The organism is Aminobacter ciceronei (assembly GCF_014138625.1).
GTDB lineage: Bacteria > Pseudomonadota > Alphaproteobacteria > Rhizobiales > Rhizobiaceae > Aminobacter > Aminobacter ciceronei.
Genome location: NZ_JACJHY010000033.1, coordinates 1 through 23,066 on the forward strand (window position 1 = coordinate 1; position 23,066 = coordinate 23,066).

The window sequence follows — 23,066 nt, forward strand, 5'->3', positions numbered from 1 at the left end:
AACTGAAACTGAAAGGGCTGGCCCCTGTGCAATACAGGACCCAGCCCTTAAATCTACCAGCTCAATGAACCGTCCAACTTTACGGGGTCAGTTCAAAAAAGCGGGGCGTTTTTTGTTTTCTGCCCGCTGCTTTGCGTAGCGAGACGGAAAACGCCCTCGCACTTCCCGGAATTGCTTCTGGAGTCCCCGACATGAAGGACTGGTCCGCCGCGCAATATCTCAAATTCGAGGACGAGCGGACGCGGCCGTCCCGGGACCTTCTGGCGCAAATCCCGCTGGAGCGGCCGAGAAGAGTGGTCGACATCGGCTGTGGGCCGGGCAATTCGACCGAGCTTCTGGTCGAGCGCTGGCCGGATTCGACGGTTTCCGGCTTCGACACGTCGCCCGACATGATCGAGCAGGCCAGGCGTCGGCTGCCCGATGTAGAGTTCCAGCTCGCCAATGCGCGCGACTGGACGCCCGACGAGCCCGTCGACGTGATGTTCGCCAATGCCGTGTTCCAGTGGCTGCCGGACCATCAGGCCGTTCTGGCACGCCTGATGACGCTGCTCGCCCCGGGCGGGTACCTCGCAGTGCAGATGCCCGACAATATCGGCGAGCCGTCGCATATGGCGATGCGCGAGACCGCAGCCGCAGTGCCCTTCGCCGCCAGGATCGCAGGCGCCGCCCGCGCGCAATTGCCATCGGTCGTTTCATATTATGACCTGCTCGTGCCGCTGTCGGCGCGGGTCGACATCTGGCACACCGTCTACAACCACCCGCTGGCGGACGCCGCGGCGATCGTCGAGTGGGTCAAGGGAACGGGGCTCAAGCCCTTCGTCGATCCGCTCGAACCGGCCGAGCGCGAAGCCTATCTCGCCGCCTACACGGCGCGCATCGCCGCTGCCTATCCGCCCGCCGCCGACGGCAAGGTGCTGTTGCGCTTTCCCAGGATCTTCCTGGTGGCACAGCGAGCATAGGGCGGGATATCGGGGCGAGTGTTGCGTTCAGGGCGTATTCGAACGCCTCCATGTGACGTAATCTGCACTTGGCGAGTCTGCTGGAGACGGGGGCAGGATGCGCCGGGGCCTGATGGCTCCATTTTCGTCGCTGGAGCATGGGTTTTTCCGAAGCGGTAACTGCTATCGGGCATGCTGCGGAAATTCAGGCATGGACGGTCTTATGCATCGCGTCATCATCAGTGGCATCGGCGTCGAAATTCCCCAGGCAACGATCAGCAACGACGAACTTGTCGAGAGCTTCAACGCCTGGGCCGACATCGAGAACATCAAGCGCGAAGCCGCAGGGCAGGAGCCGATCAAGAGATCGGACAGCGACTTCATCGTCTATGCCTCCGGCGTGAAGAATCGGCACGTCCACACGCTCGACGGCATTCTCGACCCTGAGCGGATGACGCCGCGCATCGCGCCGCGCGCCGACGACGTCCTTTCGGTCGAGGCCGAGTTCGGTGTTGCCTCGGCACGCGAGGCGCTCGCCCATGCCGGGCTCACCGGCGCCGACATCGACATGGTGATCTGCGCCGCCTCGCACCAGCAGCGACCTTATCCGGCGATCTCGATCGAGATCCAGAAGGAGCTCGGCATCGAGGGTGCTGCCTTCGACATGAGCCTCGGCTGCTCGTCGGCGGCGGCCGCCCTGCACGTCGCTTTCAATCTCGTCCGCTCGGGCGGACAGAAGCGCGTGCTGATCGTGACGCCCGAGATCATCACCGGGCACCTCAATTTCCGTGACCGCCAGACGCATTTCATCTTCGGCGACGCCTCGGTGGCGATGGTCGTCGAGGCAATTGGACCCAAGGAGACCCGGCCGGGGCGCTTCGAGATGCTCGACACGCGCAACTGGACGCAGTTCTCCAACAATATCCGCACCAATTTCGGCTTCCTGCTGCGTGCCGGACAGGAAAACACCTCCGTCGTCGAGATGGAGGGCAACATGATCAAGCAGGTCGGCAACAAGGTGTTCAAGGAGGTGACCCATGCGGCGCATCGCTTCATCACCGCCTTTCTCGCCGACCACGGCATGACACCGTCCGACATCAGGCGCTACTGGCTGCACCAGGCCAATGCGCGGATGAACGCGATGATCCTGAAGCTGGCGCTCGGCCATGATGCCGACCACGACAAGGCGCCGATGGTGCTGGAGCGGCTGGGCAACACGGCGGCGGCCGGTGCGGTCATCGCGCTCAAGGAAAACCACGAGGACATGAAGGCGGGCGACCACGGGTTGATCTGCGCCTTCGGCGCCGGCTACTCGATCGGCGGCGCGCTGGTCCGCATGATGTGAAGGGGCGACCAGGGGATCGATCAGTTCGGATGATCGCCGGGATCAGGCTTTTTGTCTAGATTTCCCGGGTCATGCCGTTCAAAGCAGCAGTCCTAAACCGAGAAGGCTAAAGATGCTCGACCCGACCATGCACCGCGAGGGCGAACCTGAAATCCTGCCGGGCCGCAAATTCGCGGCGCGCGTTGCCGGTGTCTACACCGCGCCGGAAGACCATTTCGTCACCTGGGCGGTGGAAACGCTGCCGCTGACCTTCGAGGGCATCGTCGGCGATGTCCATGCTGGTCACACCAGGCGCTCCGGCGGGCGCGAGCCGTGGTATCCGCGAGGCACCGAGATGCGCAACGAGCGGCAGCTGTCGATCGTCGCACCCGACGAGATGGCAATCGTCGCCGAGCGCATGGGCCTTGCCGAGATCAAACCGGAGTGGATCGGCGCCAATCTCCTGCTCGAGGGCGTGCCAATGCTGTCGATGCTGCCCTCGGGCACCATGCTGTTCTTCAAGGGTGGCGTGACGATCAAGATCGACGGCCAGAACGCGCCGTGCCGCGTTGCCGGTCGCTCGATCGCCGAGCATGCCGGCATGGTCGACCACGACGCCGGCTCGCTGCTGTTTCCGAAAGTGTCGCGCCGGCTGCGCGGGCTCGTCGGCTGGGTCGAGAAGCCCGGTGTGATTGCGGCCGGCGAAGAGGTCTCGGTGCGGGTGCCCGAGCAGTGGATCTACAGGGCGTGAGCACAGCCCCTACCGGTCAGGGATAGGTGACCGGCATCGACCAGTCGGGGTCGTCGTGTTTCGCCCAATAGGCGTCTTTCAACCTTGTGGTAACAGGGCCAACCTTGCCATTGGCAACGTCAGTCCCGTCGATCTTGGTCACCGGCATGATTCCGCCGGCGGTCGAGGTGATGAACACCTCGTCGGCGCCAAGCAATGCATCGACGCTGACGATAACGGCTTCGGCGACAAGGCCGGCTTCGGCACAGAGGTCGAAGACGCTGCGCCGGGTGATGCCGGGCAGGACGCCGGTTGCCGGCGTCGCCAGGCGCCCGTTCTTCACGGCAAAGACATTGAAGCCCGGGCCCTCGGCGACATTGCCGTTGAAGTCGAGCAGCAGTGCCGTCTCGGCGTTGTTGTCATAGGCATCGTAGAGGCCACACACGAGGTCGAGCCAGTGGTAGTTCTTGATTGCGGGGTCGATCGAGGCCGGCGGGATCCGCACGCGCTGGCTGATCGACACATGCAGGCCGCGCTCTAGCTGCTCAGGATTGGCGACAGAGCCGAACGGCACGGCGAAGGCCATGAAACGGTTGGTGGCGTCGCGCGGGTCGCGGCTGAAGTTCGGCGAGGCGCCGCGGGTGCACAGCATCTCGACATAGGCCGAGCGATGCCCCGACAGCGCCACGCAATTGTGCAGGATCTCGGTGACGCCAGCCCGGTCGAAGGGGATCGACATACGCAGCCGCTCCAACCCGCTGAAAAAGCGCTCGATATGCAGGTCGAGCCGGAAGAAGGCGCCGTTCCAGACATGGACAGTGTCGTAGGTCGCGTCCGAATGCAGGAAGCCCCAGTCGAGTACCGAGATCTTGGCTTCCGACATCGGCAGATATTGGCCGTCGAGGAAGGCGATGCCTTGGGGATAGGCATGCGGATCCACGTGGCGGGGTTCGATCGCCGGCAATTGCTGTGGCTTGACGTCCATTGTCGCTGGTTCTCCGCGTCCAGGATGATTGACCGGAGTATGCCGCCTCGCGATACGCCATCTCGGTCAAAATGCCGGGCCAGATGACGCAGGCTGATCAAAATCCCGGCCTTGCTGAAACAAGAGCAATGCAGTCGAGCCGTTTGAAGAGCGAATGCAGTTATACGGCGACGCGCGGTTCGAACTTGACGCGGTCCAGCATGATCATCGAGCGGAACTTGCGTATATTGGGATTGGAGTAGAGCCACTTGCGGGTGAATGCCTCATAAGCGTCGATGTCTTCGACGTTGACGATCACCACGAAATCGGCGCCGCCCGTCACCATGTAGCATTGGGTCACTTCGGGCGCTGCGCGCATCTGCCGCTTGAACGCGTCGACAAGATCGCGCTGCTCGGCCTCGAGGTCGATGTTGATCACCGCTGTCAGCGATTTGCCGACGGCTACAGGATCGAGGATCGAAACGTCGGCGATGATGACACCGGCATCGCGCAGGCGCTTGACCCGTCGCATGCAGGAGGCTGCCGACGAGGCGACCCGCTCGGCAAGTTCGGCGAAGGACAGCCGGTTGTCCTGTTGCAGAGCGGCCAGGATACGGCGGTCGAGCTCGTCGAGCGGCACAGCACTTCGGCTGTTGGGCTGCGTTCCGGTCATTCCAAATCCTCGTCTGCGTCGAGCAGGCGGGTAGCGCGCCAGCGGGTGAGGGTGGCGTTGACCTGGTCGATGACGAAGAAGCGGGCGGAATCGCGGTCGTAACCCTCCGACAGCAGCTTCTCGTAGTCGGTATGGGCATGGCGGACATGGGCGACGGTCGCCAGCCACACGGCGATCGACGGCGGCAGCGTCTTCAGATGCACAGCGAGCGCGTCGGCGCGGATGGCTTCCGTGTCGGCATAAGGCGCGAGTGGCAGGAGCGCGGTCAGCGATTTGGCCACTGCACGTTGGCGGCCAGTGGAGGCTGGCATGGTCAGGCGTCCTTGCTCGGACGCGTCGCGTCGGGAATGGCGTCGACTGAAGCGAAGTAGGGTTTCAGGTCGATGACCGGTGTGCCATCCAACGCATCGATGGCATCGAGCTCGATCACGCCGTTTTCCATGTCGAGCGAGACGATCGCCGCGACGTGAAGGCCGATAGGGTTCGGTCGGGCAGGCGAGCGCAGGGCAAAAACGCCTTTCGCGTCAGAGGCATGGCGCGGTTTCTGGACAATCAGATTCCGCGGCGCCTGTTCGAACCAGCTAAGCACGACGACATGGCTGAAGCCGGCAAGGCCGGCGAGCCCGGCACGGTAGGGGACGTCGACGGTGACGGTCGCGCCACCGCCACGCTCGCGGGCGGCGTTCATGTTCTTGGGGCAGTGCTCGCGCTGCTTCCAGGGCGAGGCGATGCGGCCGATATAGGCGAGGCGGGCGTCGTCGGCGTCAGCCGCCGGATCGCCGGCGAGCGGGATTTCGCCCTCGCGCTGTTCGAACATCTTCATGCCGCCTCCCACGGTCGCGCCATTTTCTTGCCCGCATGCGACATTGGGCGTTGCAATCATTCGCTGCGTCACATAAAGATATGTTTATGTCTTTTGGCGAGAACCAAAGCCGATGCATGTGACGCTCGACACCATGGTAGATACCTTGAAGGCGGCGGCCGAATCCAGCCGGCTTCGCATCCTGACGCTGCTTTCACGTGGCGACCTGACGGTTTCCGACCTGACCGAGATCCTCGGCCAGTCGCAGCCGCGCGTTTCGCGTCATCTCAAGCTGTTGCTCGAGGCGGGGCTGATCGATCGCTACCAGGAAGGATCCTGGGCGTTCTTCCGGCTTTCCGACGCCGACCAGGCGCGTGGCTTCGTGCAGGGGCTGGTATCAAGCATCGATACGTCAGATAGCCAGGTGGTGCGCGATTTCGAGCGTCTTGATGACGTCAAGCACAAGCGCCAGGAGCGCGCGGCCCGTTACTTCAGCGCCAATGCCGCGAGCTGGGACGAATTGCGCTCGCTGCATGCACCTGATCGCGCCGTGGAAGCCGCACTCGTCAAGCTGGTCGGCAAGCGGCCGTTCCAGTCGATGCTCGACCTCGGTACCGGCACGGGGCGCCTGCTCGAAATTTTCGCCCCGATCTATCGCCGCGGCGTCGGCATCGATCAGTCGCGCGAAATGCTGGCCGTTGCCCGCGCCAATCTCGACAAGGCAGGAATTGCCAACGCGCAGGTGCGCCAGGGCGACATCTTCTCGCCGCCGGTCGAGCGCGATGCCTTCGACCTCGTGACCATCCACCAGGTGCTGCACTATCTCGACGATCCCGCCCGCGCCATCCAGGAGGCGGCGCGGCTGCTGCGCCCTTCGGGCCGGCTGGTGATCGTCGACTTCGCCCCGCACGGGCTCGACTTCCTGCGCTCCGAGCATGCGCATGCGCGCCTCGGCTTCTCCGATCGGCAGATCGAAGACTGGCTGTCCGAGGCCGGGCTCGAACTCGAGGAGACCCAAGAATTCGAACCACGCGGCTCGGCCAAGGCCAGCCTGACCGTCAAACTCTGGCTGGCGCGCGACAAGCGCCTGCTGATCGCCGATCCCAATCCTGAACTGCAAGTCCAAAGGGAAACTGCCTGATGAACCAATTTCCGCTCTCCAGGCGTTCCGACATCGGCAACAAGATCCGTGTTTCCTTCGAGTTCTTCCCGCCCAAGAACGACGACATGGAGGCGCGTCTCTGGGAGACTGTGACCCGGCTCGAGCCGCTGCGTCCGCAGTTCGTTTCGGTAACTTACGGTGCCGGTGGCTCGACCCGCGAGCGTACCGCCCGCACGGTCAAGCGCATCCTTGAGGAATCGACGCTGACGCCCGCCGCGCACATGACCTGCGTCGACGCGACCCGCGAGGAAGTCGACCAGGTGATCGCAGAGTTCGCCGCCATGGGCGTGAAGCGCTTCGTGGCGCTGCGCGGCGATCCTAAGGAGGGCGTAGGTGCTGCCTACCAGCCGCATCCCGGCGGCTACGCCAACGGCGCCGAGCTGGTCGGCGCGCTGAAGGCGCAGGGCGATTTCGACATCTCGGTTTCGGCCTACCCGGAAAAGCATCCGGAAAGCCCTGATTTCGTCACCGATTTCGACATGCTGAAGCGCAAGGTCGACAATGGCGCGACGCGCGCGGTGACCCAGTTCTTCTTCGACAACGATCTTTACGAGCGTTACGTCGAGCGCGCCCGCAAGGCCGGCATCTACATTCCGATCGTGCCGGGTGTGCTGCCGATCCACAGCTTCACCCAGGTTGCCAACTTTGCCTCGCGCTGCGGCGCCCATGTGCCGGGCTGGCTGGCCGAGCGCTTCGAAGGCCTCGACAAGGATCCGCAGACCCATGCGCTGGTGGCGTCGGCCGTGGCGGTGGAACAGGTGCTCGACCTGGTCGAGCGCGGCGTCAACGACTTCCATTTCTACACCATGAACCGGGCCGACCTGGTGGTGGCGGTGTGCCACATGATCGGCATCCGGCCGCAGCCAGTTGTGCAGGGATCGGCAGCCGCCTGACGGCAATCCGACTGGGCGGAATCAAAAAGGCCGGGAGGGTGATCCCGGCCTTCTCGAAGCTTCCACCTTGGAGGTGCTTTGGTCTTCCGCCGTTGAACGGCCTATGGAAGAACTCCGACAATAAGCGCGCCGATGAAGGCAAAGGCAGCGCAAATCATGACTGCATTGATTGACCTAGTCAGTCCCATGCATAGCCTCCTGTTTGCAAGCCACAGGCCGGAATCTAGGGGCATTTCGGTCACACACAAGCGAAAAATGTGCTGCATTGCGACAAGATTGTGGAAAATGCGACGCGTTTCTCACGCTTAGCCGTTGGATTTGCTTGGTAAACACACCGGCAAGGGTTGTGGAGAAATTGTGGCAAATCGATTAGCCACGACAGTGCCCAATCACCTTTTCGGAAGGCGAAAGACGGCGCTGCAGCAATCCCGAACTGGGCATTGCTCATTCCCAATGACGACCCGATTTCGCTCACGCGCCAGCCGGCTGGCGCCGCTTGAACAGACGTCCGTCGATGGTGACGAGCCCGAGCGCGATCAGCGCCATGCCGCCCAGTTCGAAGGCCTCGAGCCGCTCGCCGAGGAAGCTTACCGACAAGAGCATGGCGCTCGCCGGCACGATCAGCGTCACCAGCGAGGTGTTGGTGGCGCCGGCCGAAGCCACCAGCTTGAAGAACAGGATGTAGGCGAAGGCGGTGGCGACCAGCGCCAAGGCAAACGTTGCCAGCCACGCATTGGTGCTGGCGGCAAACAGGCCAGAGGTGCCGTACAGTATCAAGACCAGCGGGATCATGATGACCGATGAGGCCGTCAGCTGGCCGGTGGCGATGATTGCCGGCGGCACGCCCCTCAGCCGGCGCGCCACCATCAGCGCGAAGGCGTAGGAGAGAGAGGCGCCGACAAGGGCGAACTTGGCCCAGACCGGGCCGCCGAGCCCGGCGACGATGCCCGGGCCGACCATGATGGCGGTGCCGGCGATACCCAGTCCTATGCCGGCCAGCTTGTTCCAGTTCAATTTCTCGTCGTTGGTGACGATGTTGGCGATGACCAGCGTCCAGAATGGCGTCGTGGCGTTGAGCACCGAGGCCAGGCCCGCGCCGATCTCGGTCTGGCCGAGGCAGATCAACGTGAACGGGATGACGTTGTTGAGCACTGCGAGCACGAACAGCGTGCCGAGGTGGGGGAAAGCAAGGCGGAAGGAGGGGCCGCGGAGCAGCAGGAACAGCTGCAGTGCCGCTCCCGCGATGAGCACCCGGAACAGCACCAGTTTCAGCGGCGCGATCTCGGCGACCGCGATGTGCACGCAGAAGAACGACCCGCCCCAGATCGCCCCCAGAAGCAAAAGCCTGGCCCAGTCGCGTGCACTCATGTCCGCTTCCTTCTTCGCTTCGTCACATTCGACAGCTACGCGCGATTCCTGGGTAGGGCCACCCGATTCCTTTGGCTGACGCAACACTCCTGCCAAGCCCTGTCGGGTTGCATCGCGGACCGCTTGGTTTAGATTTTGGCCGGCAAACGAGGAGCTTCCATGCAGCGATTCGAGAATGCACGCGAGGCAGCCCTCGCTCTTCGCCCCGATGCACCGGTCTATTGCTTCCGACCGGAAGTGCTGAAGACCGATGCACGCGCCTTCATGGAGATGTTCCCCGGCAGAACCGCCTATGCGGTGAAGACCAATGGCGAACTGATCGTGCTCAAGGCGCTTGTCGAGGCCGGCGTGACCATGTTCGACGTGGCGTCTCCAGGCGAATTCGCCGCGGTGAGGGAAGTCTCCACTGAGGCCGAGATGATCTACATGCATCCGGTCAAGGCGCAGTCCGACATCCGCCTGGCGCTTGAGACCTATGGCATCAGAGTGATCGCGGTCGACCACGAAGACGAGATCATGAAGCTGAACCGTGTCGTGCGGGCGCTCGACATCGACCCCGGCGCGATCACCGTCTTCGTGCGTGTCCAGACCAAGGGCTCGGCGGCATATGAGCTGTCGAAGAAGTTCGGCGCCGGGCCGGCCAATGCTGTCGAGCTGTGCGAGCGGCTCAACCGCAACGGCTACAAGGTCGGCCTGTGTTTCCATGTCGGCAGCCAGATCGAGGACCCCGACACATATGAGCGGGCGCTCGCCTCGGTCGACTGGGTGCGTAATCGTGTGTCGTTTGACCTCGCCGGACTCGATGTCGGCGGCGGCTTCCCGGCCGAATACGGCCACGATCCGAATTCCAAGAAGCCGGCCATGCCTTCGATCGGGCAGATCATGTCGCGCTTGCGCGGCGACCTCAACGAATACAATTTCGACGAAATGCCGCTCGTTGCCGAGCCGGGTCGGGTGATTGTGGCGCGGTGCCTTTCGCTGATCGTGCGGGTGCTGTTGCGCAAGGGCAGGCGGCTCTACATCAATGACGGCATCTGGGCGTCGCTGTCGGATTCATGGACCGGCAAGATCACGCTGCCGGCGCGCTTCATCCCCGATCCCGCGATACGCGCCCGCAACGGTGACGCCGACAAGATCGTTCCGTTCAAGGTCTGCGGCGCGACCTGCGATTCCGTCGACATCCTGTCACGGCCGTTCTGGCTGCCCGAGACCATCGACACCGGCGACTGGATCGAAATCGGCCATATCGGCGCCTACTCTTTGTCGCTGCGCACCCGTTTCAACGGCTTCTACCCCGACACCTTCGTCGAGGTGACGACGCCGTTCGACGAAGGCGACGCGCCGCAAGGCTTCGCCAGCCTGGAGACGATGGCGGCGGAGTGAGGGAAGGGAAGAGCGAACAGGCAAACAATGATCGTGGCTTGAATAGCCTTGGGCGCGTCCCGATCTACGCATCTCACCACTCGTTGCCCACCATTCGCTAAGTGACTATTCCCATGCATGTTTTCCTTCTCGGCGGCACCGGCTTCATCGGTCGCCATATCCTGCAGCGCCTGGTGGAGGGCGGCCACGATGTGATCGGCCTCGCTCGTTCCCAAGCGTCGGCTGAACGCCTCAAGTCTGCAGGTGCCACGCCGCTGCTCGGCGACCTGCGCACTCCGCGCGAATGGGCCGGCAAGCTTCCACCAGTCGATGCCGTGATCCATGCCGCTGCCGACTTCGGCGACGACATGGGCGAGGTCGAGACGGCCTTGCTTGACGCGCTGCTGCCGGTGCTCGGTGCGATGCCGAAGCGGCCGCGCTTCGTCTATACCGGCGGCTGCTGGCTGTTCGGTGCAACTGGGGAGCGGGCCGCGACTGAAGACAGCCCGTTCGATCCGCTGCCGGCCTTCGGCTGGATGATCGAGAACATGAACCGCGTGCTCTTGGCGCCGGAGGTGGAAAGCACCGTGGTTCATCCGGCGATGGTCTATTCCGGCGAGGGCGGGGTGTTCTCGTCCTACATGGATGCTCTGCGCAAGGACGGCACCGTCGACGTCATCGGATCGACAGATGTCGTCTGGCCGCTCGTCCATGCCGAGGACCTTGCCGACCTCTATGTGCGGGTCATGGAGAAAGCGCGGCCTGGCTCCGTCTACAACGGTTCGGCTATTGAAGGCATGAGCGTGGGCGACATCGCCTCAGCCGTGGCGCAGTACCTGGGAATGGGGCAACCGGCAGTCCGCGCTACTGCCGTCGATGAGGCTGCGGAGCGGCTCGGCGAGTGGGCACGCGGCTATGCCATCAGCCAGCGGCTGGGCGGCGACAAGGCGCGAGCCGAGCTTGGCTGGAAACCAAGGCACGGCAGCGTGGCGGAGTTGTTTGGAAGCGAATAGCGAATAGAGAGGTTCCAACGGCAAGGCGTTGGTATCCCTCCCTATTCCCTCACAGATCCGCCAGCAGCTCGTCTGTCGGCCAACCGTCGACGGGCAGCTTGAGGCGCATCTGCTCCTGGCGGATGGCTTCACGGGTGTTGGTGCCCAAAATGCCGTCGATGCCGCCGACGTCGTAGCCTCTGTCGTGAAGCTTCTGCTGTAACGCCTTCATGGCGTCGCCCGTCAGGCCGGCGTCGGGATTGCCGCGGTCGAAGGCCGGCTGGCCGGCGAGGCGGGCGGCGAGGTGGGCTGCCGTCAGCGTGTAGGTCGCCGACTGGTTCCATTCGAGATAGACGTCGTAATTGTCATAGGTCAGGAAGGCTGGGCCCTTGCGGCCCATCGGCAGCACGATGCCTGCCTTGAGGCCGGTGTCCTTGAGCGGCGTGCCGTCGCGCATTGTGACACCCATAGCCGCCCATTTCGACAGCGGCTGTTTGTTGGTGCGGCCGGTTTCTTCCCAGGCCATTTCGGCCGGTACCCGAACCTCTTCGATCCACGGCTCGCCGCGCTTCCAGCCGCGCGACTGAATCTTCTTGCCGGTCGTCAGGATGACGTCGGCGGGGGTGTTGCGCAGGTCGACGATGCCGTCGCCGTCACCGTCGACACCGCGCGCCAGATAGTCGGACGGCAGGATCTGAGTCTGGCCGATTTCGCCGGCCCAGGCGCCCTGGACGTCGGCCGGCAGCACGTTGCGGTCGATCAGCGTGATCAGCGGGATGACCTGCGGCCGGAACAGGTCCGGGCGGCGGCAGTCATGCGCCAGCGTCACCAGCGCGTTGAGCGAGTTGAAGTTGCCCTGCACCGCGCCGAAATCGGTCTCCAGCGCCCAGAAGGCGGCGATGACCGGGCCGGGCACGCCGAATTCCTGTTCGGCCATGGTGAAATACTGGCCGTATTTCTGCAGGTTGGCGGCACCATGCTTCAGCCGGTAGTCGCTGATCATGCGCTCGGAGAACTGGGTGAAGGTCTGAGCGAACACGCCCTGGGCGCGGTCGCGCTCGAGCACCTTGGGGTCGAGGGTGGCATTCGCCAGAGCCGAAACGCCCTTTTCACCAACGCCTGCGGCCCGGGCTTCGTTGGCAAGGTTCTGTTTCCAGGTGGCGAAGTCGTCGCCGCATTCCAGCGTCGCTGCCGGCGCGGCAGGGGTGACGGCAGCGGTATTCTGCGCGTTTGCCGGCATAACGGCGGTGGCGAAAAGGGCGGCGACCATCGCCTTGCTCAGCAAATTCATGGGCAGCTCTCCTGCTTGACCGGTCAGGCCTTCGCGGAACGGCGAAAGCAGGCAGACGGCCAGCTCAATGTCTTGCCGCGCCTTCTACAGAACCCGGGCGAGGGCCGCACCCCCTCTTCTTGTCGCATCTGCCATGCGAAATGCGCAGCCCGGAGGTGCAGTCCGGACTATCTGGTGTTGGCGGCGAGCCACTTCCTCCAGTGGGCTTCGCTGCCGTTGAAGACGTTGATGTCGGCGTCGCCCCTGATCCCAGGCACGACACCGGTGCCGGTGTACTGCCAGAAGGTGAAGGGGTGACTGCCATAACGCGACGTCGGGTGGCCTGCGACCGAGCGCAGCCAGTATGGATAGCCGCGGAACGTAGCGAGGTTGTTGTCGTCGAAGAAGTCGATCGAGGTGTAGATGATCGGCTTCTTGCCGTAGTGCTGCTCGACCATTTCGAGGAAGATCTTCATCTCGCTGCGCACGGTGGCGGCAGGCGGACGCAGCTTGCAGCTCGGCGACTGCGGGTTCCATTCCATGTCGAGGATCGGCGGCAGCGACGAGCGCTCATTCGGTACGTTCTGGATGAACCAGCGCGCCTGCTCGGCGGCAGGCCTGCAGAAATAATAGAAATGGTAGGCGCCGCGCGGCACGCCGGCGGACTTGGTTTCGCGCCAGTGCTCGGCGAAATAGTCGTCGACGCGGTCGCCGCCCTCGGTGGCCTTGATGAAGGCAAACGAAATGCCGCTGCCCTTGGCCTGGTGCCAGTCGATCGAGGTCTGGTACTTGGAGACATCGGTGCCATGGATGGCGTAGGTCCACGGGGCGCCGCTTTCCCACTGGTGCGGATCGCTGTCGCTGAAGCGTGGGTTCTTGACCGAAACGGAGGCCATGTTGCCGGCATTGCCGACGGGGCCAAGCGACAGGGTGTCGGAGGTCGAGCAAGCGCCGAGGAAGGCGAGCAGCACAAGAGCCGAAGCGCGGCGCATTACTTCTCCTTGCGGCCGGCAGGAACCGGCCAGAGCATATCGTTCATGGGGCAGGCCCTGCGGCCCGGATACTATTCCGATGGATCAGCGGTTTCCCCGAGACACCGCACATCCCCCTCTGTGATCGCCGATCATGGTTGATAAACCGTTGATCGCGCTCGACAGCCTCAGAGATTTGGCGGAGGAATGACGGCAATTCCATGGCGGACGCATGACGTAGGGGGCGGGGAAAGCTATGCGCATCATCGGCAAGATCCTGAAATGGCTGGTCGCCCTCATTGTCCTTGTGGTTGCCGGCTTGTCGGCCTGGTTGTACTTTGCGCCCCCGGCGCTGATCCGTGTCGGCTCCGGCTATGCCGCCAAGATCGTCTGTTCCAATGTCTTCTTCGCCGGCCGCGACGCCAATCAGGTGCTGGCCGACGATGTCCAGGCACCGGGTCATCCATTGCTCCGGCTGATGTCGGTGAGCGTCGACCAGAGCGCCGGCACGGTGCGCGCGGGCCTGTTCGGCGTCTTCGGCAGAGGACTTGCCGTTGCCCATGACGGCGCCGGTTGCAGCAGCGTGCCGGACGGTGACATCGCCGCCGCTGCGCTGGGTTCCGTACCGGTCGCACCCGCGGCCGATGCCGAGGCGCTGTGGCCGGAGGGCGAGAAGGTCGATGCCTCGCAGAACCCGGCGATCACGGCCGTACTTGACGATGCGGCACTGGCCGGCCCCGGCATGCGCGCCATCGTCGTCGTGCAGAACGGCCGGATCGTCGGCGAACGTTATGGCGAGGGTTTTGCTTCTTCGACCCCGCTGCTCGGCTGGTCGATGACCAAGACTGTGACGGCCGCGATCATCGGCACGCTCGTCGCCGACGGCAAGATGTCGGTCGACAAGACGAAGCTGTTCGAGCCGTGGAAGGCCGATGGCCGCGCCGAAATCAGCCTGGCCGACCTCATGGCAATGTCGAGCGGGCTGGAGTTCAACGAGGATTACGGCGACGTCACCGACGTCACGCGCATGCTCTATCTCGAGCCAGACATGGCAAGCTTCGCCGCGGCCAAGCCTCTGGCCGCCGAAGTCGGCAAGAAATTCTCCTATTCCAGCGGCACGACCTTGCTTTTGTCGCGCCTCTGGCAGGACGCCGTCGGCGATCCGGCCAAGGCCCTGTCCTGGCCACGCGAAAAACTGTTCGGTCCACTCGGCATGACCAGTGCGGTGCTGGAGGCCGATGCGCGCGGCACCTTCGCCGGATCGTCCTATCTCTACGCCACGGCGCATGATTGGGCGCGCTTCGGCCAGTTCCTGCTGCAGGATGGTGTCTGGAACGGCGCGCGCATCCTGCCCGAAGGCTATGTCGCCTGGATGCGCGAGAAGGCTCCTGCAGCCCCGATAGGTGAGTATGGCCGCGGCCAGTTGTGGCTGCAGGGGCCGGAAGGCGGCACGCCGGAAGGCGAGGATCCCGATGTCGGCTTCGATCTTCCCGACGACACCTTCTGGATGCAGGGCCATGACGGCCAGACTGTGGCGATGGTGCCTTCGGCCAATCTGGTGGTCGTCCGGCTCGGCCTGACGCCGTCCAAGCTGCGCTACAAGCCGCAGGCGATGCTGTCGGCTTTGGTGGCAGCACTCAGATAGGCTTGGCGCCGCCGACGACGATGAGCCAGGCATAACCGCGGTAGAGCGAGGTGAAGCGGCAGCTCTTTCCGGCGACGCGGGCCTGCGCGGCGATGTCGGAGGCGAGCGTCTCGCGCGGGGCGACATGAAACTTGGCCAGCCAGCGACGCAGCAGCTTGCGGAACCAGCCGGGCAACCCTTCTTGCTGGCCGAAGTCGACGACATGGACGGAACCCGTGGAAGCGGCGAGGGCCGCCGACACCGAGCGCTCCCAGCCAGGGATCATCGACAGCGAATAGGAAACGAAGATGCGGTCGAAGCCGGCTCGACCGAACAGGGATGCGGCGTCGAACGAGGTCGCGTCGCCCTGCGCCAGCGAAATGCGATCCGACAGGCCGGCACGGGCGATCGATGCTCTGGCGGTGACCAGCATCTCGGCTGAAATGTCGAGGCCGTAGAAGTGGGCATCGGGAAACCGCCTCGCGGCAAGGATCAGGTTGCGTCCGGTGCCGCAACCGAGTTCGAGCACGGTGCCGCCCTTGGGCGGAGCGAGCTCCGAAATCATGCGGTCGCGGCCGAGCAGGTAGTATTTGCGCGTCAGGTCGTAGATGTGGCGTTGATGCCGGTAGACGCTGTCCATCAGCCCGGAATGGCCGGCCGAAAGCTCGGGCGTGCTCATCAGGATCTCTTCACATAAAGGTGGAAGCCGCCATAGATCGCCGAGCGGTCGCGGGCGGTGTAATCGCGCGAGGCCCGTTCCTCGTAGGTCCACTGGTCGAGCAATGCCGGCGACAGGCGGCCTGGCAGCAGGCTGGGTTCCGCCGCGGTGCGGAAGATGACGCGGGCGCCCGGCGCGGCCGTGCGCGTAATTTCGGTCCACAGCGCGTTGAGTTGCTCGTCGCTCATCCAGTCCTGGGCGTCGAGCAGGATGTAGCGGTCGACGGAACCGGCATCCTTGTCGGCCAGAAGTTCGGTGAAGTTGGCATGGTGGACGGTGACACGATCGACGCTCGCGCGGATCGTGGCGTAATTGTCCTGCTCGAGATAGGCGGGCAGGGCGGCTTCGCCGGGCTTGGGGTAGCGGCGAGCGAAGGCCTGCCAGGCGAAATAGTTGCTTTCGAGCGGGAAGTCGCAGGCGAGCTTTTCCAACCGCGCCTTGAGCACGCCGGCCATCGAGCCGTCGCCCGAAGTCAGAAGCGAGTCGTATTGCGCCGGCGGGATGCCGAGACCGAACAGCGAGGATTTGCGCGACGTGATGAAGCGCAGCATGCGGCGCTCGAACACCGGCGCGATCTTTTCGTCGAAGAAGCGGCGCTGCTCCTGCTGGCTGCCGGTGGCCATGATGGCGGCCGGGTCGACGCCGTAGAGTTTGGCGACGCGGTGACCGGCAGCGATGAACAGGCCAAGCAGGCCGGTCTTGTAGAAATTGCCGTCGAAGGTGGCGATGCGGCGCTTGCCGCGCCAGCTGCGGCGCTCCCAATAGGCGCGGCTCGAAGCATCGAGATGCGGCGCGATGAAGCGGTCATAGGCATGTGAGTTGTGCTCGACATCGGTTTCGCCGAAGAAGCGGAACAGGTCGCCCTGCGTTGGCAGGTGGCGTACCGCGGCCAGCTTCATTCGGTTCAGCGCAATGTGGGCACCGTTGAGATCGACGGCGTCGATCCTGGCCGGCGAGCGAGTAAGATAGGCGAGAATGTTACAGCCGCCCGAGGCGATGGTGACGATCCTGTGGCCCTCGCCAAGCTGCATGGCCTCCATGTCGACGTCGGGATCTTCCCAGATCTGCGGATAGACGAGGCCCGAAAACAGCAGCGCAAACAGCCGCTCGGACAGTCCTTCCTTCGAAAGTGCGCGGTTCTGGTAAACCGCCTTTCCAACTTTCTTGCCGCGACGAAAGACAAGTTCTCCGGAAACGTCGGTCATGGAAATGCGATTCCCCGCTTCGTTGTTGGGCGCAGCGGGTAGCCTACCGGCGTGACAGCGCGGTGACGGTGCGATGACGGCGGCACGACAGGCGCTTATGTGTCAGGGCGCAACCGAACGTTACGAAACCGTGCGGGACCTCGCGCATTTCATCTCCGACGCTCGTTCAACGGGCCGTTCTCGAAAGGAGATTGTTATGAAGAAGTTCATTCTCGCGTCGGTTTCCGCCATTGCGCTGTTCGGCGTCGCCGCCTGTAGTGACAGCGGCACCGACAGCACGACCACTGAAAGCGTGAAACCGCCTGTGACCGAACAGCCGGCTCCTGTGAACCCGGCACCGGCCACGCCCGAGGCCTCGCCGCCGGCGACCGACAACACCACGACCAAGAGCATTACGCCGGCACCGGAGAGCGGCACGAGCGGCGAGATGCAGAACACCGATCCGATGCAGCCCAAGCCCGTCGAGCCGGCTGCACCCGCGCAGTAAAGTTGCGGGAGGAGGCAAGCCCGGAGCATCGCTCCGGGCTTTTCTTTTGTGTCGAGGTTAGCGCGTCACCCGGGCCCGGCGGCCAAGCGCCACGATCGCGATGACGGCGAGCGCGAAGATGAGAGTTCTTGCGCCGACATGTTCGCCAAGCAGGAACGCGGAGATGGCGATGGTGACGAAGGTCTGCAGCAGCTGGACCTGGCTGACGCGGGCGATGCCGCCCATGCCGAGACCGACATTCCAGGCGAAGAAGCCGAGGAACATCGAGCCGAAGCAAAGATAGAAGAAGGCAGATGTCTGCGCCGAGGAGGCGGAGGCGAACTCCGGATGCCAGCTCAGCAGGGCTCCTGTTATGGAGATCGGCGCGGTCAGGATCAGCGACCAGCAGATGACCTCCCAGCCCGGCATGCGGCGGGACAGCTTGCCAGGCACGACGTAGCCGAGGCTCGCCGAGAGGGCCGCGAGGAACAGGAACAGGTCGCCTGACGACAGCTGCGTGCCGCTGTCGCTGATGGCGAAGGTGACGACGAGAGCGGCGCCTGCGACGCCGCAGGCCCAGAAAAGCGAGGATGGCCGCACGCCGCCGATGAGGGCGGCAAAGATACTCGTGGTCAGCGGCACTACGCCGAGAACCACCCCGCCATGGGACGCCGGTACCGTCTGCATGGCGTTGGAGGAGGAGATCGGGAAGCCGAAGACCAGAAGCAGGCCGGCGAGAAACAATGCCGGCGCATCGTCCTTCGGGAACCGCTTGCGCAGGACGAGCAGCAGCGCGGCCGCAGCAAGCGAGGCCATTGCCGCGCGGCCGTTGGTGACGAACCAGGGCGAAAGGGTTGCGAGAGCCACGCGAGTCGCCGGCAAGGTGCCGCCGAAGATGACGACGCCGAGCGTGCCCAAGGCAAGGCCAATCGTCTCGCGGGAGACCGTGCGTGCCGGCTGGGTGGTGTTGCGTGCATCCATGACGCAGATCGATAGCGGCGGCTGACTTTTGCGTCGTGAAAATTCCATTGGGCCAGAATTTTGGTCCAGATGCCGGACTGTTGCCGACAAAGTTATGCGCGCGGCACCAAGGCATCTCGCATTTGCGAATGTTTCATCCTAAGAAGCGGCCATGTCGATTTGGGACCGTCTCGGCGACTTCATCGCGCGTATCTCTGCGTCGGCGGCAAATGGCGTCGCGGACGTCGTCGAGGCCGTGCGCACCGTCTTTTCCGGAGACGCAGAAACCCGCCGCCGCGTGGCGTTTTCAGTGGCGATGATCGCGCTGTCGGCGAAGATGGCCAAGGCCGATGGGGTTGTTTCCCAGGCCGAGGTGCGCGCCTTCTACGAAATATTTGCGGTCCCGCCCGAGCATGCGCGCGACGTCGCGCGACTCTACGACATTGCCCAGCAGGACGTCGCCGGCTTCGAGTTCTATGCCGAACGCATGGCCAAGCTGTGTGGTTCCGGCCATTCCAATTGCGGAATGCTGGAGGACATCCTCGACGGCCTGTTTCACATCGCCAAGGCCGACGGCATGATGCACCAGTGCGAGGGCAGCTTCCTGCATCGGGTCTCCGAGATATTCCGCATCGACGAGATGCACTACCAGACAATCGTGGCGCGCCATTTCGATCTCGGCGACACCGATCCCTATCGTGTGCTCGGCATCGAGCGCGGCAAGCCGTTCGAAGATGTGCGCAAACACTACCGCAAGCTTGTCGCCAGCAATCATCCCGATAAGCTGATCGCGCGCGGCCTGCCGGAAGAGTTCATTAGGATCGCCACCACCCGCATCGCCGCGATCAATGCGGCCTACGAGATGATCGAAAGGGGACTCCGGCACGCATGAGCGGTTTTCAACCCGACCAACCGCATGCCGAGGTACGGCTTTCGCCCAATTTCGGGCAGCGGCGCGACGGGATGAAGCCCGACATGATCGTGCTGCACTACACCGGTATGGAAACCGGCGATGGTGCGGAGTCCTGGCTGTGCAATCCCGAAAGCGAAGTGTCGTCGCACTATCTGGTGCATGAGGACGGACGCATCGTTCAGATGGTGCGCGAAGGCGACCGCGCCTGGCATGCCGGCAAGAGCTCCTGGCGCGGCGAAACCGACATCAACTCCTGCTCGGTCGGCATCGAGATCGTCAATCCGGGCCATGCGCTCGGCTACCGCGCGTTTCCCAGGCGTCAGATGCGGGCGGTGATCGAGCTCTGCCTCGGCATCGCCGAGCGCCACAATGTGGCGCCGGAGCGCGTCCTGGCGCATTCCGACGTCGCCCTGGGACGCAAGGTCGACCCCGGCGAGAAGTTTTCGTGGCGGATGCTGGCCCAGTCCGGCATAGGTCATTGGGTCGCACCTTCGCCGCGCAAAGGGCGCGCGCTGCTGCAACCGGGCGACGGCGGGGCGGCTGTCGAGGAGCTGCAATCGATGCTCGCGCTCTATGGTTACGGCGTCGAGATCACCGGCCGCCTCGACGCGCAAACGGTTGTAACTGTTCAGGCTTTTCAACGTCACTTCCGCACCAGCTGCGTTGACGGCGTGGTCGATTCATCGACCGTGTCGACGCTGCGGCGGCTACTTGCGGCGCTTCCCGGCGGGCTTGACTAGCCCTGGGTTGGTGATTCGCCAGATTACAACCTGTCACGCATTGTGACTTGTCCGGTCATTTTTCCCGCCAGTTCCCCCGTCACATGCATTTCCGTGCAAGGCGCCGGCTAAGTCTGCCATGCCCCGTAAGAGGGCCCTCCGGCGTTTAGGAAGGGATGCTGCGCGACGGCTTTCGGCTGTCGTTCGGCCTGTTCGAGAACAAGGATAATATGAAGAATTTGACCGTTTTAGCGGTGGCATGTGCCGCCGGCCTGACCTCTTTTGCCGCTCACGCCCAGGACGGCGCAGTCAGGGCCTCGAAGGCGATCATCGAAACCAGCAAGAAAGCCAGTGCAGCCAAGGCAAACAAGATCGGCGACGATTGCCCATATCTGTTCGGCTGCAGCGCCAAAAAGGAAACCGCCGTCGACAATTTCACGACCGCCTCGATCGGCGCCAAGGGCGCGAAGTCGCTGAAGGAGCAGGCTGGCAAGTCGGCCAAGGCCGCCAAGGCGAACGCACCTTACGGTGAGATCGTCGCGCGCTACGCTTCGTCCTACGGCGTTCCGGTTTCGCTCGCCCATGCCGTGATCAGCGTCGAAAGCAACTACCGCCCCAACGTTCGCGGCAGCGCCGGCGAAATCGGACTGATGCAGATCAAGCCGTCGACTGCCCGCATGATGGGTTACAGCGGTTCGGCCAAGGGCCTGTTCAACCCCGAGACCAATATCAAGTTCGGCATGAAGTACCTTGCCAAGGCTCACGAGCTTTCCGGCGGCACGACTTGCGGCACAATCCTGAAGTACAATGCTGGCCACGGTGCCAAGCGCATGAACCCGGTTTCCGCCGCCTACTGCAAGAAAGTCCAGGCCCGCATCGGCGGATAACCGCTCGGGGATCCCGCCGCATCGGCTCGAAAATCGTTTGCGATTTTCGGAAAGCACGATGCGCAGATGTAGCGAGTTGGAGCGTCCGGGGTGCGTCCATTCGGACGCACAGTGCGCTGAAGGCGAATGTTTTCATTTGCCTTTTGCCGTGTGAACCATTCTATACGCCTTGCCAGCTGGCCGGGCGGCCGCACCCGCAATTGCCGAAAGGCAGCGGGTGAGGAAAGTCCGGGCTCCATGGATACACGGTGCCGGTTAATGGCCGGCGGGGGCGACCCCAGGGAAAGTGCCACAGAAAGCAAACCGCCGCGATTTTCGCGGTAAGGGTGAAAGGGTGGGGTAAGAGCCCACCGCGCGACTGGCAACAGGAGCGGCAAGGTAAACCCCACCGGGAGCAAAACCGAATAGGGGTGGTGCGAGGGGAAACCCTCAGGGCTGTTTCCGGCTCACCGCCCGGGTAGGTTGCGTGAGGCGCATGGCAACATGCGCCCAAGAAGAATGGTCGCCACGTTCCCGTGCTGCAAGGCGCGGGGGCCATACAGAACCCGGCTTACAGGCCAGCTGGCGCTTGCCTCTTTGCCCATGTCTTCAATCGCTTGTGGCCGATCTCGCGTGTCTTGATTCAAGGGCGCGGAGGCCGCGCCCCGGGGCATGTGATTGGCCGAGGTCGATCATGTCATTTTCTGTCGTGTTGGAGGCGGACGCGTAGACATCCTGTGCGTCCTTCATGGCCATAGCGGTATCTCGGTCGACGACGTTTCGTCGTCCTGACTGCCGTCAACCGTCCAGCCTGTCCAGCGATGCCTTCATCGCGGTCCACAGCTCCTCCGCCGGCTCGCAGCCGACCGACAGCCTGACGAAACCCGGCGTAACTGCGTCGCCGCGGCGCAGCCTGCGCTCGGCGACGGTGTGCACGCCACCGAAAGAGGTGGCAGCATGCATCAGTTCGCAGCCATTGATGAAGGCTTCCGCCAGCTCCTCGGAGCCGAGATCGAAGCTGATCAGGAAGCCGAAGCGGTCCATCTGGACACGGGCCAGATTGTGCGACGGGTCGCCTTCCAGTCCTGGGAAGCGCAAGCCGCTGACGGCCGGGTGCGCATTGAGGCGCGGCGCGATGATTTCGGCTGTCGAACACATGCGGTCGAAGCGCAACTCGAGCGTTTCCAGGCCGCGATGCACCAGCCAGGCCTCGAACGGGCCGGGAATGCCGCCGGCATTCTGTCGCCATTCGGTGACGGCGGCGACGATGTCCGGATCGCGGCTGGCGACATGGCCGAACAGCACGTCGGAATGGCCGTTGGGCGCCTTGGTGTCGGCGGCGACGACGATGTCGGCGTCGAGGTCGAGCGGGCGCTGGCCGAAGGGCGTCATCGTGGTGTTGTCGACGATAAGCAGGCCGCCGGCCTTGTGCACGGCATCCGCCACGGCCGCGATGTCGCAGATGTCGAGCGTTGGGTTGGACGGGCTTTCGATGAAGACGAGGCGGTAGCCTTGGAAGCCGCCATCGAGAAAGCTTGCCGTCGGCCGCACGTCGGTCTTGACGCCGAAGGCGCCGAGGAAGCGATCGGCCAGGATGCGCGTCGTGTGATAGCCGTCCGAGGCGACGAGGATACGGTCGCCGGTCTTGAGCAAGGCGAAGAAGGCGGCCGAAATGGCCCCCATGCCTGAGGGAAATGCCACGCAAGGCGCGCCCTCCAGATGGCCGAGCATCTCTTCGGTGGCCGACCAGTTGGCGTTGCTGAAGCGGCCATACTGGTTGAAGCCCGTCGCGTCGCCGGGCGCGTGATAGATCGAGGCCATGGTCAGCGGCACCGGGATCGGGTCGCCGACGCCGAGTTTCGAACGGCGCAGATGGGCGAGGCTGGCAGCGCGGGCTTTCATGGTCTCGGACATGATTTGCTGTCTTTCCCTGGCAATGCAGATGACACCTCAACGCTAGGGGCTAGGTCCTTGCGCGGCAAGACGGAAACCGGGCCGCAGCGTTGGGCCACGTAAGACTTCGTTAGCCTTAAGGGATCATAAAAATCAGGAAGCCGCGAAAGGGTCCGAAAGGGCGCTGGTGACGGCCAAGTGTGCCCAGTTCCCGTTGACGCCCATATCACCCCATGTTATCCCAAATCGGTAA

23 protein-coding genes and 1 other RNA gene are annotated in these 23,066 nt (G+C 63.8%); 13 read left to right on the forward strand and 11 right to left on the reverse strand.

Annotated elements, in window-relative coordinates:
- The first annotated feature begins 191 nt into the window (after positions 1-191).
- The 3 genes from tam to HNQ95_RS26635 all read left to right on the forward strand — a co-directional run bounded on the left by tam (position 192) and on the right by HNQ95_RS26635 (position 3,013).
- On the forward strand, positions 192-959 hold the full coding sequence (gene tam / locus HNQ95_RS26625) for a trans-aconitate 2-methyltransferase (protein WP_182575643.1): 768 nt from the start codon (positions 192-194) through the stop codon (positions 957-959).
- A 202-nt stretch (positions 960-1,161) separates the two neighbouring features.
- On the forward strand, positions 1,162-2,283 hold the full coding sequence (locus HNQ95_RS26630) for a beta-ketoacyl-ACP synthase III (RefSeq protein WP_154386711.1): 1,122 nt from the start codon (positions 1,162-1,164) through the stop codon (positions 2,281-2,283).
- 112 nt (positions 2,284-2,395) lie between these two features.
- On the forward strand, positions 2,396-3,013 hold the full coding sequence (locus HNQ95_RS26635; protein WP_067960316.1) for an MOSC domain-containing protein: 618 nt from the start codon (positions 2,396-2,398) through the stop codon (positions 3,011-3,013).
- 16 nt (positions 3,014-3,029) lie between these two features.
- Here the strand turns inward: HNQ95_RS26635 and HNQ95_RS26640 are convergent, their stop codons facing one another.
- The 4 genes from HNQ95_RS26640 to tsaA all read right to left on the reverse strand — a co-directional run bounded on the left by HNQ95_RS26640 (position 3,030) and on the right by tsaA (position 5,446).
- Positions 3,030-3,977: an aminotransferase class IV gene (locus HNQ95_RS26640; protein WP_067960318.1), complete on the reverse strand. Its 948-nt coding sequence runs from the start codon at positions 3,975-3,977 to the stop codon at positions 3,030-3,032.
- A gap of 160 nt (positions 3,978-4,137) precedes the next feature.
- Positions 4,138-4,629 (reverse strand): Lrp/AsnC family transcriptional regulator, encoded by a 492-nt coding sequence (locus HNQ95_RS26645; protein ID WP_154386698.1) that lies wholly within the window; start codon positions 4,627-4,629, stop codon positions 4,138-4,140.
- The gene (locus HNQ95_RS26650; RefSeq protein ID WP_067960323.1) at positions 4,626-4,940 is read right to left on the reverse strand and encodes a DUF2293 domain-containing protein; all 315 of its coding nucleotides are present in this window, start codon (positions 4,938-4,940) and stop codon (positions 4,626-4,628) included. The genes HNQ95_RS26645 and HNQ95_RS26650 overlap by 4 nt, the downstream gene beginning before the upstream one ends.
- A gap of 2 nt (positions 4,941-4,942) precedes the next feature.
- Positions 4,943-5,446, reverse strand: a complete 504-nt coding sequence (gene tsaA, locus HNQ95_RS26655) for a tRNA (N6-threonylcarbamoyladenosine(37)-N6)-methyltransferase TrmO (RefSeq protein ID WP_154386710.1) — start codon at positions 5,444-5,446, stop codon at positions 4,943-4,945.
- Between the two features lie 118 nt (positions 5,447-5,564).
- Here tsaA and HNQ95_RS26660 point away from each other — a divergent pair, with 118 nt between their 5' ends.
- Positions 5,565-6,572 (forward strand): ArsR/SmtB family transcription factor, encoded by a 1,008-nt coding sequence (locus tag HNQ95_RS26660; RefSeq protein WP_067960326.1) that lies wholly within the window; start codon positions 5,565-5,567, stop codon positions 6,570-6,572.
- A complete protein-coding gene (gene metF, locus HNQ95_RS26665; RefSeq protein ID WP_067960329.1) occupies positions 6,572-7,486 on the forward strand; it encodes a methylenetetrahydrofolate reductase [NAD(P)H] in 915 nt (304 codons plus the stop codon). Before HNQ95_RS26660 ends, metF begins: the two co-directional genes overlap by 1 nt.
- Before the next feature lie 471 nt (positions 7,487-7,957).
- On the opposite strand, the gene HNQ95_RS26670 is transcribed toward metF, so the two are convergent.
- Positions 7,958-8,854, reverse strand: a complete 897-nt coding sequence (locus HNQ95_RS26670) for a DMT family transporter (protein WP_067960332.1) — start codon at positions 8,852-8,854, stop codon at positions 7,958-7,960.
- A gap of 159 nt (positions 8,855-9,013) precedes the next feature.
- Between HNQ95_RS26670 and HNQ95_RS26675 the strand changes: the two genes are divergently transcribed.
- The gene (locus HNQ95_RS26675; protein ID WP_154386697.1) at positions 9,014-10,237 is read left to right on the forward strand and encodes an alanine racemase; all 1,224 of its coding nucleotides are present in this window, start codon (positions 9,014-9,016) and stop codon (positions 10,235-10,237) included.
- Between the two features lie 113 nt (positions 10,238-10,350).
- Positions 10,351-11,229: an NAD-dependent epimerase/dehydratase family protein gene (locus tag HNQ95_RS26680; RefSeq protein ID WP_067960338.1), complete on the forward strand. Its 879-nt coding sequence runs from the start codon at positions 10,351-10,353 to the stop codon at positions 11,227-11,229.
- Positions 11,230-11,278: 49 nt separating this feature from the next.
- Here HNQ95_RS26680 and HNQ95_RS26685 read toward each other — a convergent pair whose 3' ends face one another.
- Together HNQ95_RS26685 and HNQ95_RS26690 are read right to left on the reverse strand one after the other, a co-directional pair.
- A complete protein-coding gene (locus HNQ95_RS26685) occupies positions 11,279-12,499 on the reverse strand; it encodes a lytic murein transglycosylase (RefSeq protein WP_182575644.1) in 1,221 nt (406 codons plus the stop codon).
- A gap of 167 nt (positions 12,500-12,666) precedes the next feature.
- Entirely contained in the window at positions 12,667-13,470 is an 804-nt protein-coding gene (locus tag HNQ95_RS26690) for a glycoside hydrolase family 25 protein (protein WP_067960341.1), read from the reverse strand.
- Positions 13,471-13,705: 235 nt separating this feature from the next.
- On the opposite strand from HNQ95_RS26690, the gene HNQ95_RS26695 reads away from it, so the two are divergent.
- Positions 13,706-15,094 carry a serine hydrolase domain-containing protein gene (locus HNQ95_RS26695; RefSeq protein ID WP_067960344.1) on the forward strand — a complete coding sequence of 463 codons (1,389 nt, stop codon included), beginning with the start codon at positions 13,706-13,708 and terminating at the stop codon, positions 15,092-15,094.
- Here HNQ95_RS26695 and HNQ95_RS26700 read toward each other — a convergent pair.
- Together HNQ95_RS26700 and HNQ95_RS26705 are read right to left on the reverse strand one after the other, a co-directional pair.
- Positions 15,087-15,752, reverse strand: coding sequence for a class I SAM-dependent methyltransferase (locus HNQ95_RS26700; RefSeq protein ID WP_067960347.1), 666 nt, complete (start codon positions 15,750-15,752; stop codon positions 15,087-15,089). The genes HNQ95_RS26695 and HNQ95_RS26700 overlap by 8 nt on opposite strands.
- Entirely contained in the window at positions 15,752-16,996 is a 1,245-nt protein-coding gene (locus HNQ95_RS26705; RefSeq protein WP_067960349.1) for a BtaA family protein, read from the reverse strand. The genes HNQ95_RS26700 and HNQ95_RS26705 overlap by 1 nt, the downstream gene beginning before the upstream one ends.
- 196 nt (positions 16,997-17,192) lie before the next feature.
- Between HNQ95_RS26705 and HNQ95_RS26710 the strand changes: the two genes are divergently transcribed.
- A complete protein-coding gene (locus HNQ95_RS26710; protein WP_154386692.1) occupies positions 17,193-17,483 on the forward strand; it encodes a hypothetical protein in 291 nt (96 codons plus the stop codon).
- A gap of 57 nt (positions 17,484-17,540) precedes the next feature.
- Here HNQ95_RS26710 and HNQ95_RS26715 read toward each other — a convergent pair whose 3' ends face one another.
- Positions 17,541-18,443 carry a DMT family transporter gene (locus HNQ95_RS26715; protein WP_182575645.1) on the reverse strand — a complete coding sequence of 301 codons (903 nt, stop codon included), beginning with the start codon at positions 18,441-18,443 and terminating at the stop codon, positions 17,541-17,543.
- Between the two features lie 151 nt (positions 18,444-18,594).
- On the opposite strand from HNQ95_RS26715, the gene HNQ95_RS26720 reads away from it, so the two are divergent.
- The 4 genes from HNQ95_RS26720 (at position 18,595) to rnpB (ending at position 21,510) form a co-directional block, all read left to right on the forward strand.
- Complete coding sequence (locus HNQ95_RS26720; RefSeq protein ID WP_182575646.1) at positions 18,595-19,314, forward strand: J domain-containing protein; 720 nt, start codon at positions 18,595-18,597, stop codon at positions 19,312-19,314.
- Positions 19,311-20,075: an N-acetylmuramoyl-L-alanine amidase gene (locus tag HNQ95_RS26725; RefSeq protein ID WP_154386691.1), complete on the forward strand. Its 765-nt coding sequence runs from the start codon at positions 19,311-19,313 to the stop codon at positions 20,073-20,075. The genes HNQ95_RS26720 and HNQ95_RS26725 overlap by 4 nt, the downstream gene beginning before the upstream one ends.
- A 155-nt stretch (positions 20,076-20,230) precedes the next feature.
- Complete coding sequence (locus HNQ95_RS26730; protein WP_083948550.1) at positions 20,231-20,941, forward strand: lytic transglycosylase domain-containing protein; 711 nt, start codon at positions 20,231-20,233, stop codon at positions 20,939-20,941.
- A 172-nt stretch (positions 20,942-21,113) separates the two neighbouring features.
- An RNA gene (gene rnpB / locus HNQ95_RS26735) (RNase P RNA component class A) lies at positions 21,114-21,510 on the forward strand.
- A 208-nt stretch (positions 21,511-21,718) separates the two neighbouring features.
- Here the strand turns inward: rnpB and HNQ95_RS26740 are convergent.
- Complete coding sequence (locus tag HNQ95_RS26740) at positions 21,719-22,834, reverse strand: cystathionine gamma-lyase (RefSeq protein WP_182575647.1); 1,116 nt, start codon at positions 22,832-22,834, stop codon at positions 21,719-21,721.
- Positions 22,835-23,066: the final 232 nt, after the last annotated feature.

Coding starts and splice junctions, on each gene's coding strand:
- HNQ95_RS26660 (WP_067960326.1), top strand. CDS start 5,565: ATGCATGTGACGCTCGACACCATGGTAGATACCTTGAAGGCGGCGGCC.
- HNQ95_RS26700 (WP_067960347.1), bottom strand. CDS start 15,752: ATGAGCACGCCCGAGCTTTCGGCCGGCCATTCCGGGCTGATGGACAGC.
- HNQ95_RS26705 (WP_067960349.1), bottom strand. CDS start 16,996: ATGACCGACGTTTCCGGAGAACTTGTCTTTCGTCGCGGCAAGAAAGTT.
- HNQ95_RS26720 (WP_182575646.1), top strand. CDS start 18,595: ATGTCGATTTGGGACCGTCTCGGCGACTTCATCGCGCGTATCTCTGCG.
- HNQ95_RS26715 (WP_182575645.1), bottom strand. CDS start 18,443: ATGGATGCACGCAACACCACCCAGCCGGCACGCACGGTCTCCCGCGAG.
- HNQ95_RS26635 (WP_067960316.1), top strand. CDS start 2,396: ATGCTCGACCCGACCATGCACCGCGAGGGCGAACCTGAAATCCTGCCG.
- HNQ95_RS26670 (WP_067960332.1), bottom strand. CDS start 8,854: ATGAGTGCACGCGACTGGGCCAGGCTTTTGCTTCTGGGGGCGATCTGG.
- HNQ95_RS26640 (WP_067960318.1), bottom strand. CDS start 3,977: ATGGACGTCAAGCCACAGCAATTGCCGGCGATCGAACCCCGCCACGTG.
- metF (WP_067960329.1), top strand. CDS start 6,572: ATGAACCAATTTCCGCTCTCCAGGCGTTCCGACATCGGCAACAAGATC.
- tsaA (WP_154386710.1), bottom strand. CDS start 5,446: ATGTTCGAACAGCGCGAGGGCGAAATCCCGCTCGCCGGCGATCCGGCG.
- HNQ95_RS26730 (WP_083948550.1), top strand. CDS start 20,231: ATGCTGCGCGACGGCTTTCGGCTGTCGTTCGGCCTGTTCGAGAACAAG.
- HNQ95_RS26695 (WP_067960344.1), top strand. CDS start 13,706: ATGCGCATCATCGGCAAGATCCTGAAATGGCTGGTCGCCCTCATTGTC.
- HNQ95_RS26740 (WP_182575647.1), bottom strand. CDS start 22,834: ATGTCCGAGACCATGAAAGCCCGCGCTGCCAGCCTCGCCCATCTGCGC.
- HNQ95_RS26725 (WP_154386691.1), top strand. CDS start 19,311: ATGAGCGGTTTTCAACCCGACCAACCGCATGCCGAGGTACGGCTTTCG.
- HNQ95_RS26650 (WP_067960323.1), bottom strand. CDS start 4,940: ATGCCAGCCTCCACTGGCCGCCAACGTGCAGTGGCCAAATCGCTGACC.
- HNQ95_RS26690 (WP_067960341.1), bottom strand. CDS start 13,470: ATGCGCCGCGCTTCGGCTCTTGTGCTGCTCGCCTTCCTCGGCGCTTGC.
- HNQ95_RS26675 (WP_154386697.1), top strand. CDS start 9,014: ATGCAGCGATTCGAGAATGCACGCGAGGCAGCCCTCGCTCTTCGCCCC.
- HNQ95_RS26645 (WP_154386698.1), bottom strand. CDS start 4,629: ATGACCGGAACGCAGCCCAACAGCCGAAGTGCTGTGCCGCTCGACGAG.
- HNQ95_RS26680 (WP_067960338.1), top strand. CDS start 10,351: ATGCATGTTTTCCTTCTCGGCGGCACCGGCTTCATCGGTCGCCATATC.
- HNQ95_RS26630 (WP_154386711.1), top strand. CDS start 1,162: ATGCATCGCGTCATCATCAGTGGCATCGGCGTCGAAATTCCCCAGGCA.
- HNQ95_RS26685 (WP_182575644.1), bottom strand. CDS start 12,499: ATGAATTTGCTGAGCAAGGCGATGGTCGCCGCCCTTTTCGCCACCGCC.
- HNQ95_RS26710 (WP_154386692.1), top strand. CDS start 17,193: ATGAAGAAGTTCATTCTCGCGTCGGTTTCCGCCATTGCGCTGTTCGGC.
- tam (WP_182575643.1), top strand. CDS start 192: ATGAAGGACTGGTCCGCCGCGCAATATCTCAAATTCGAGGACGAGCGG.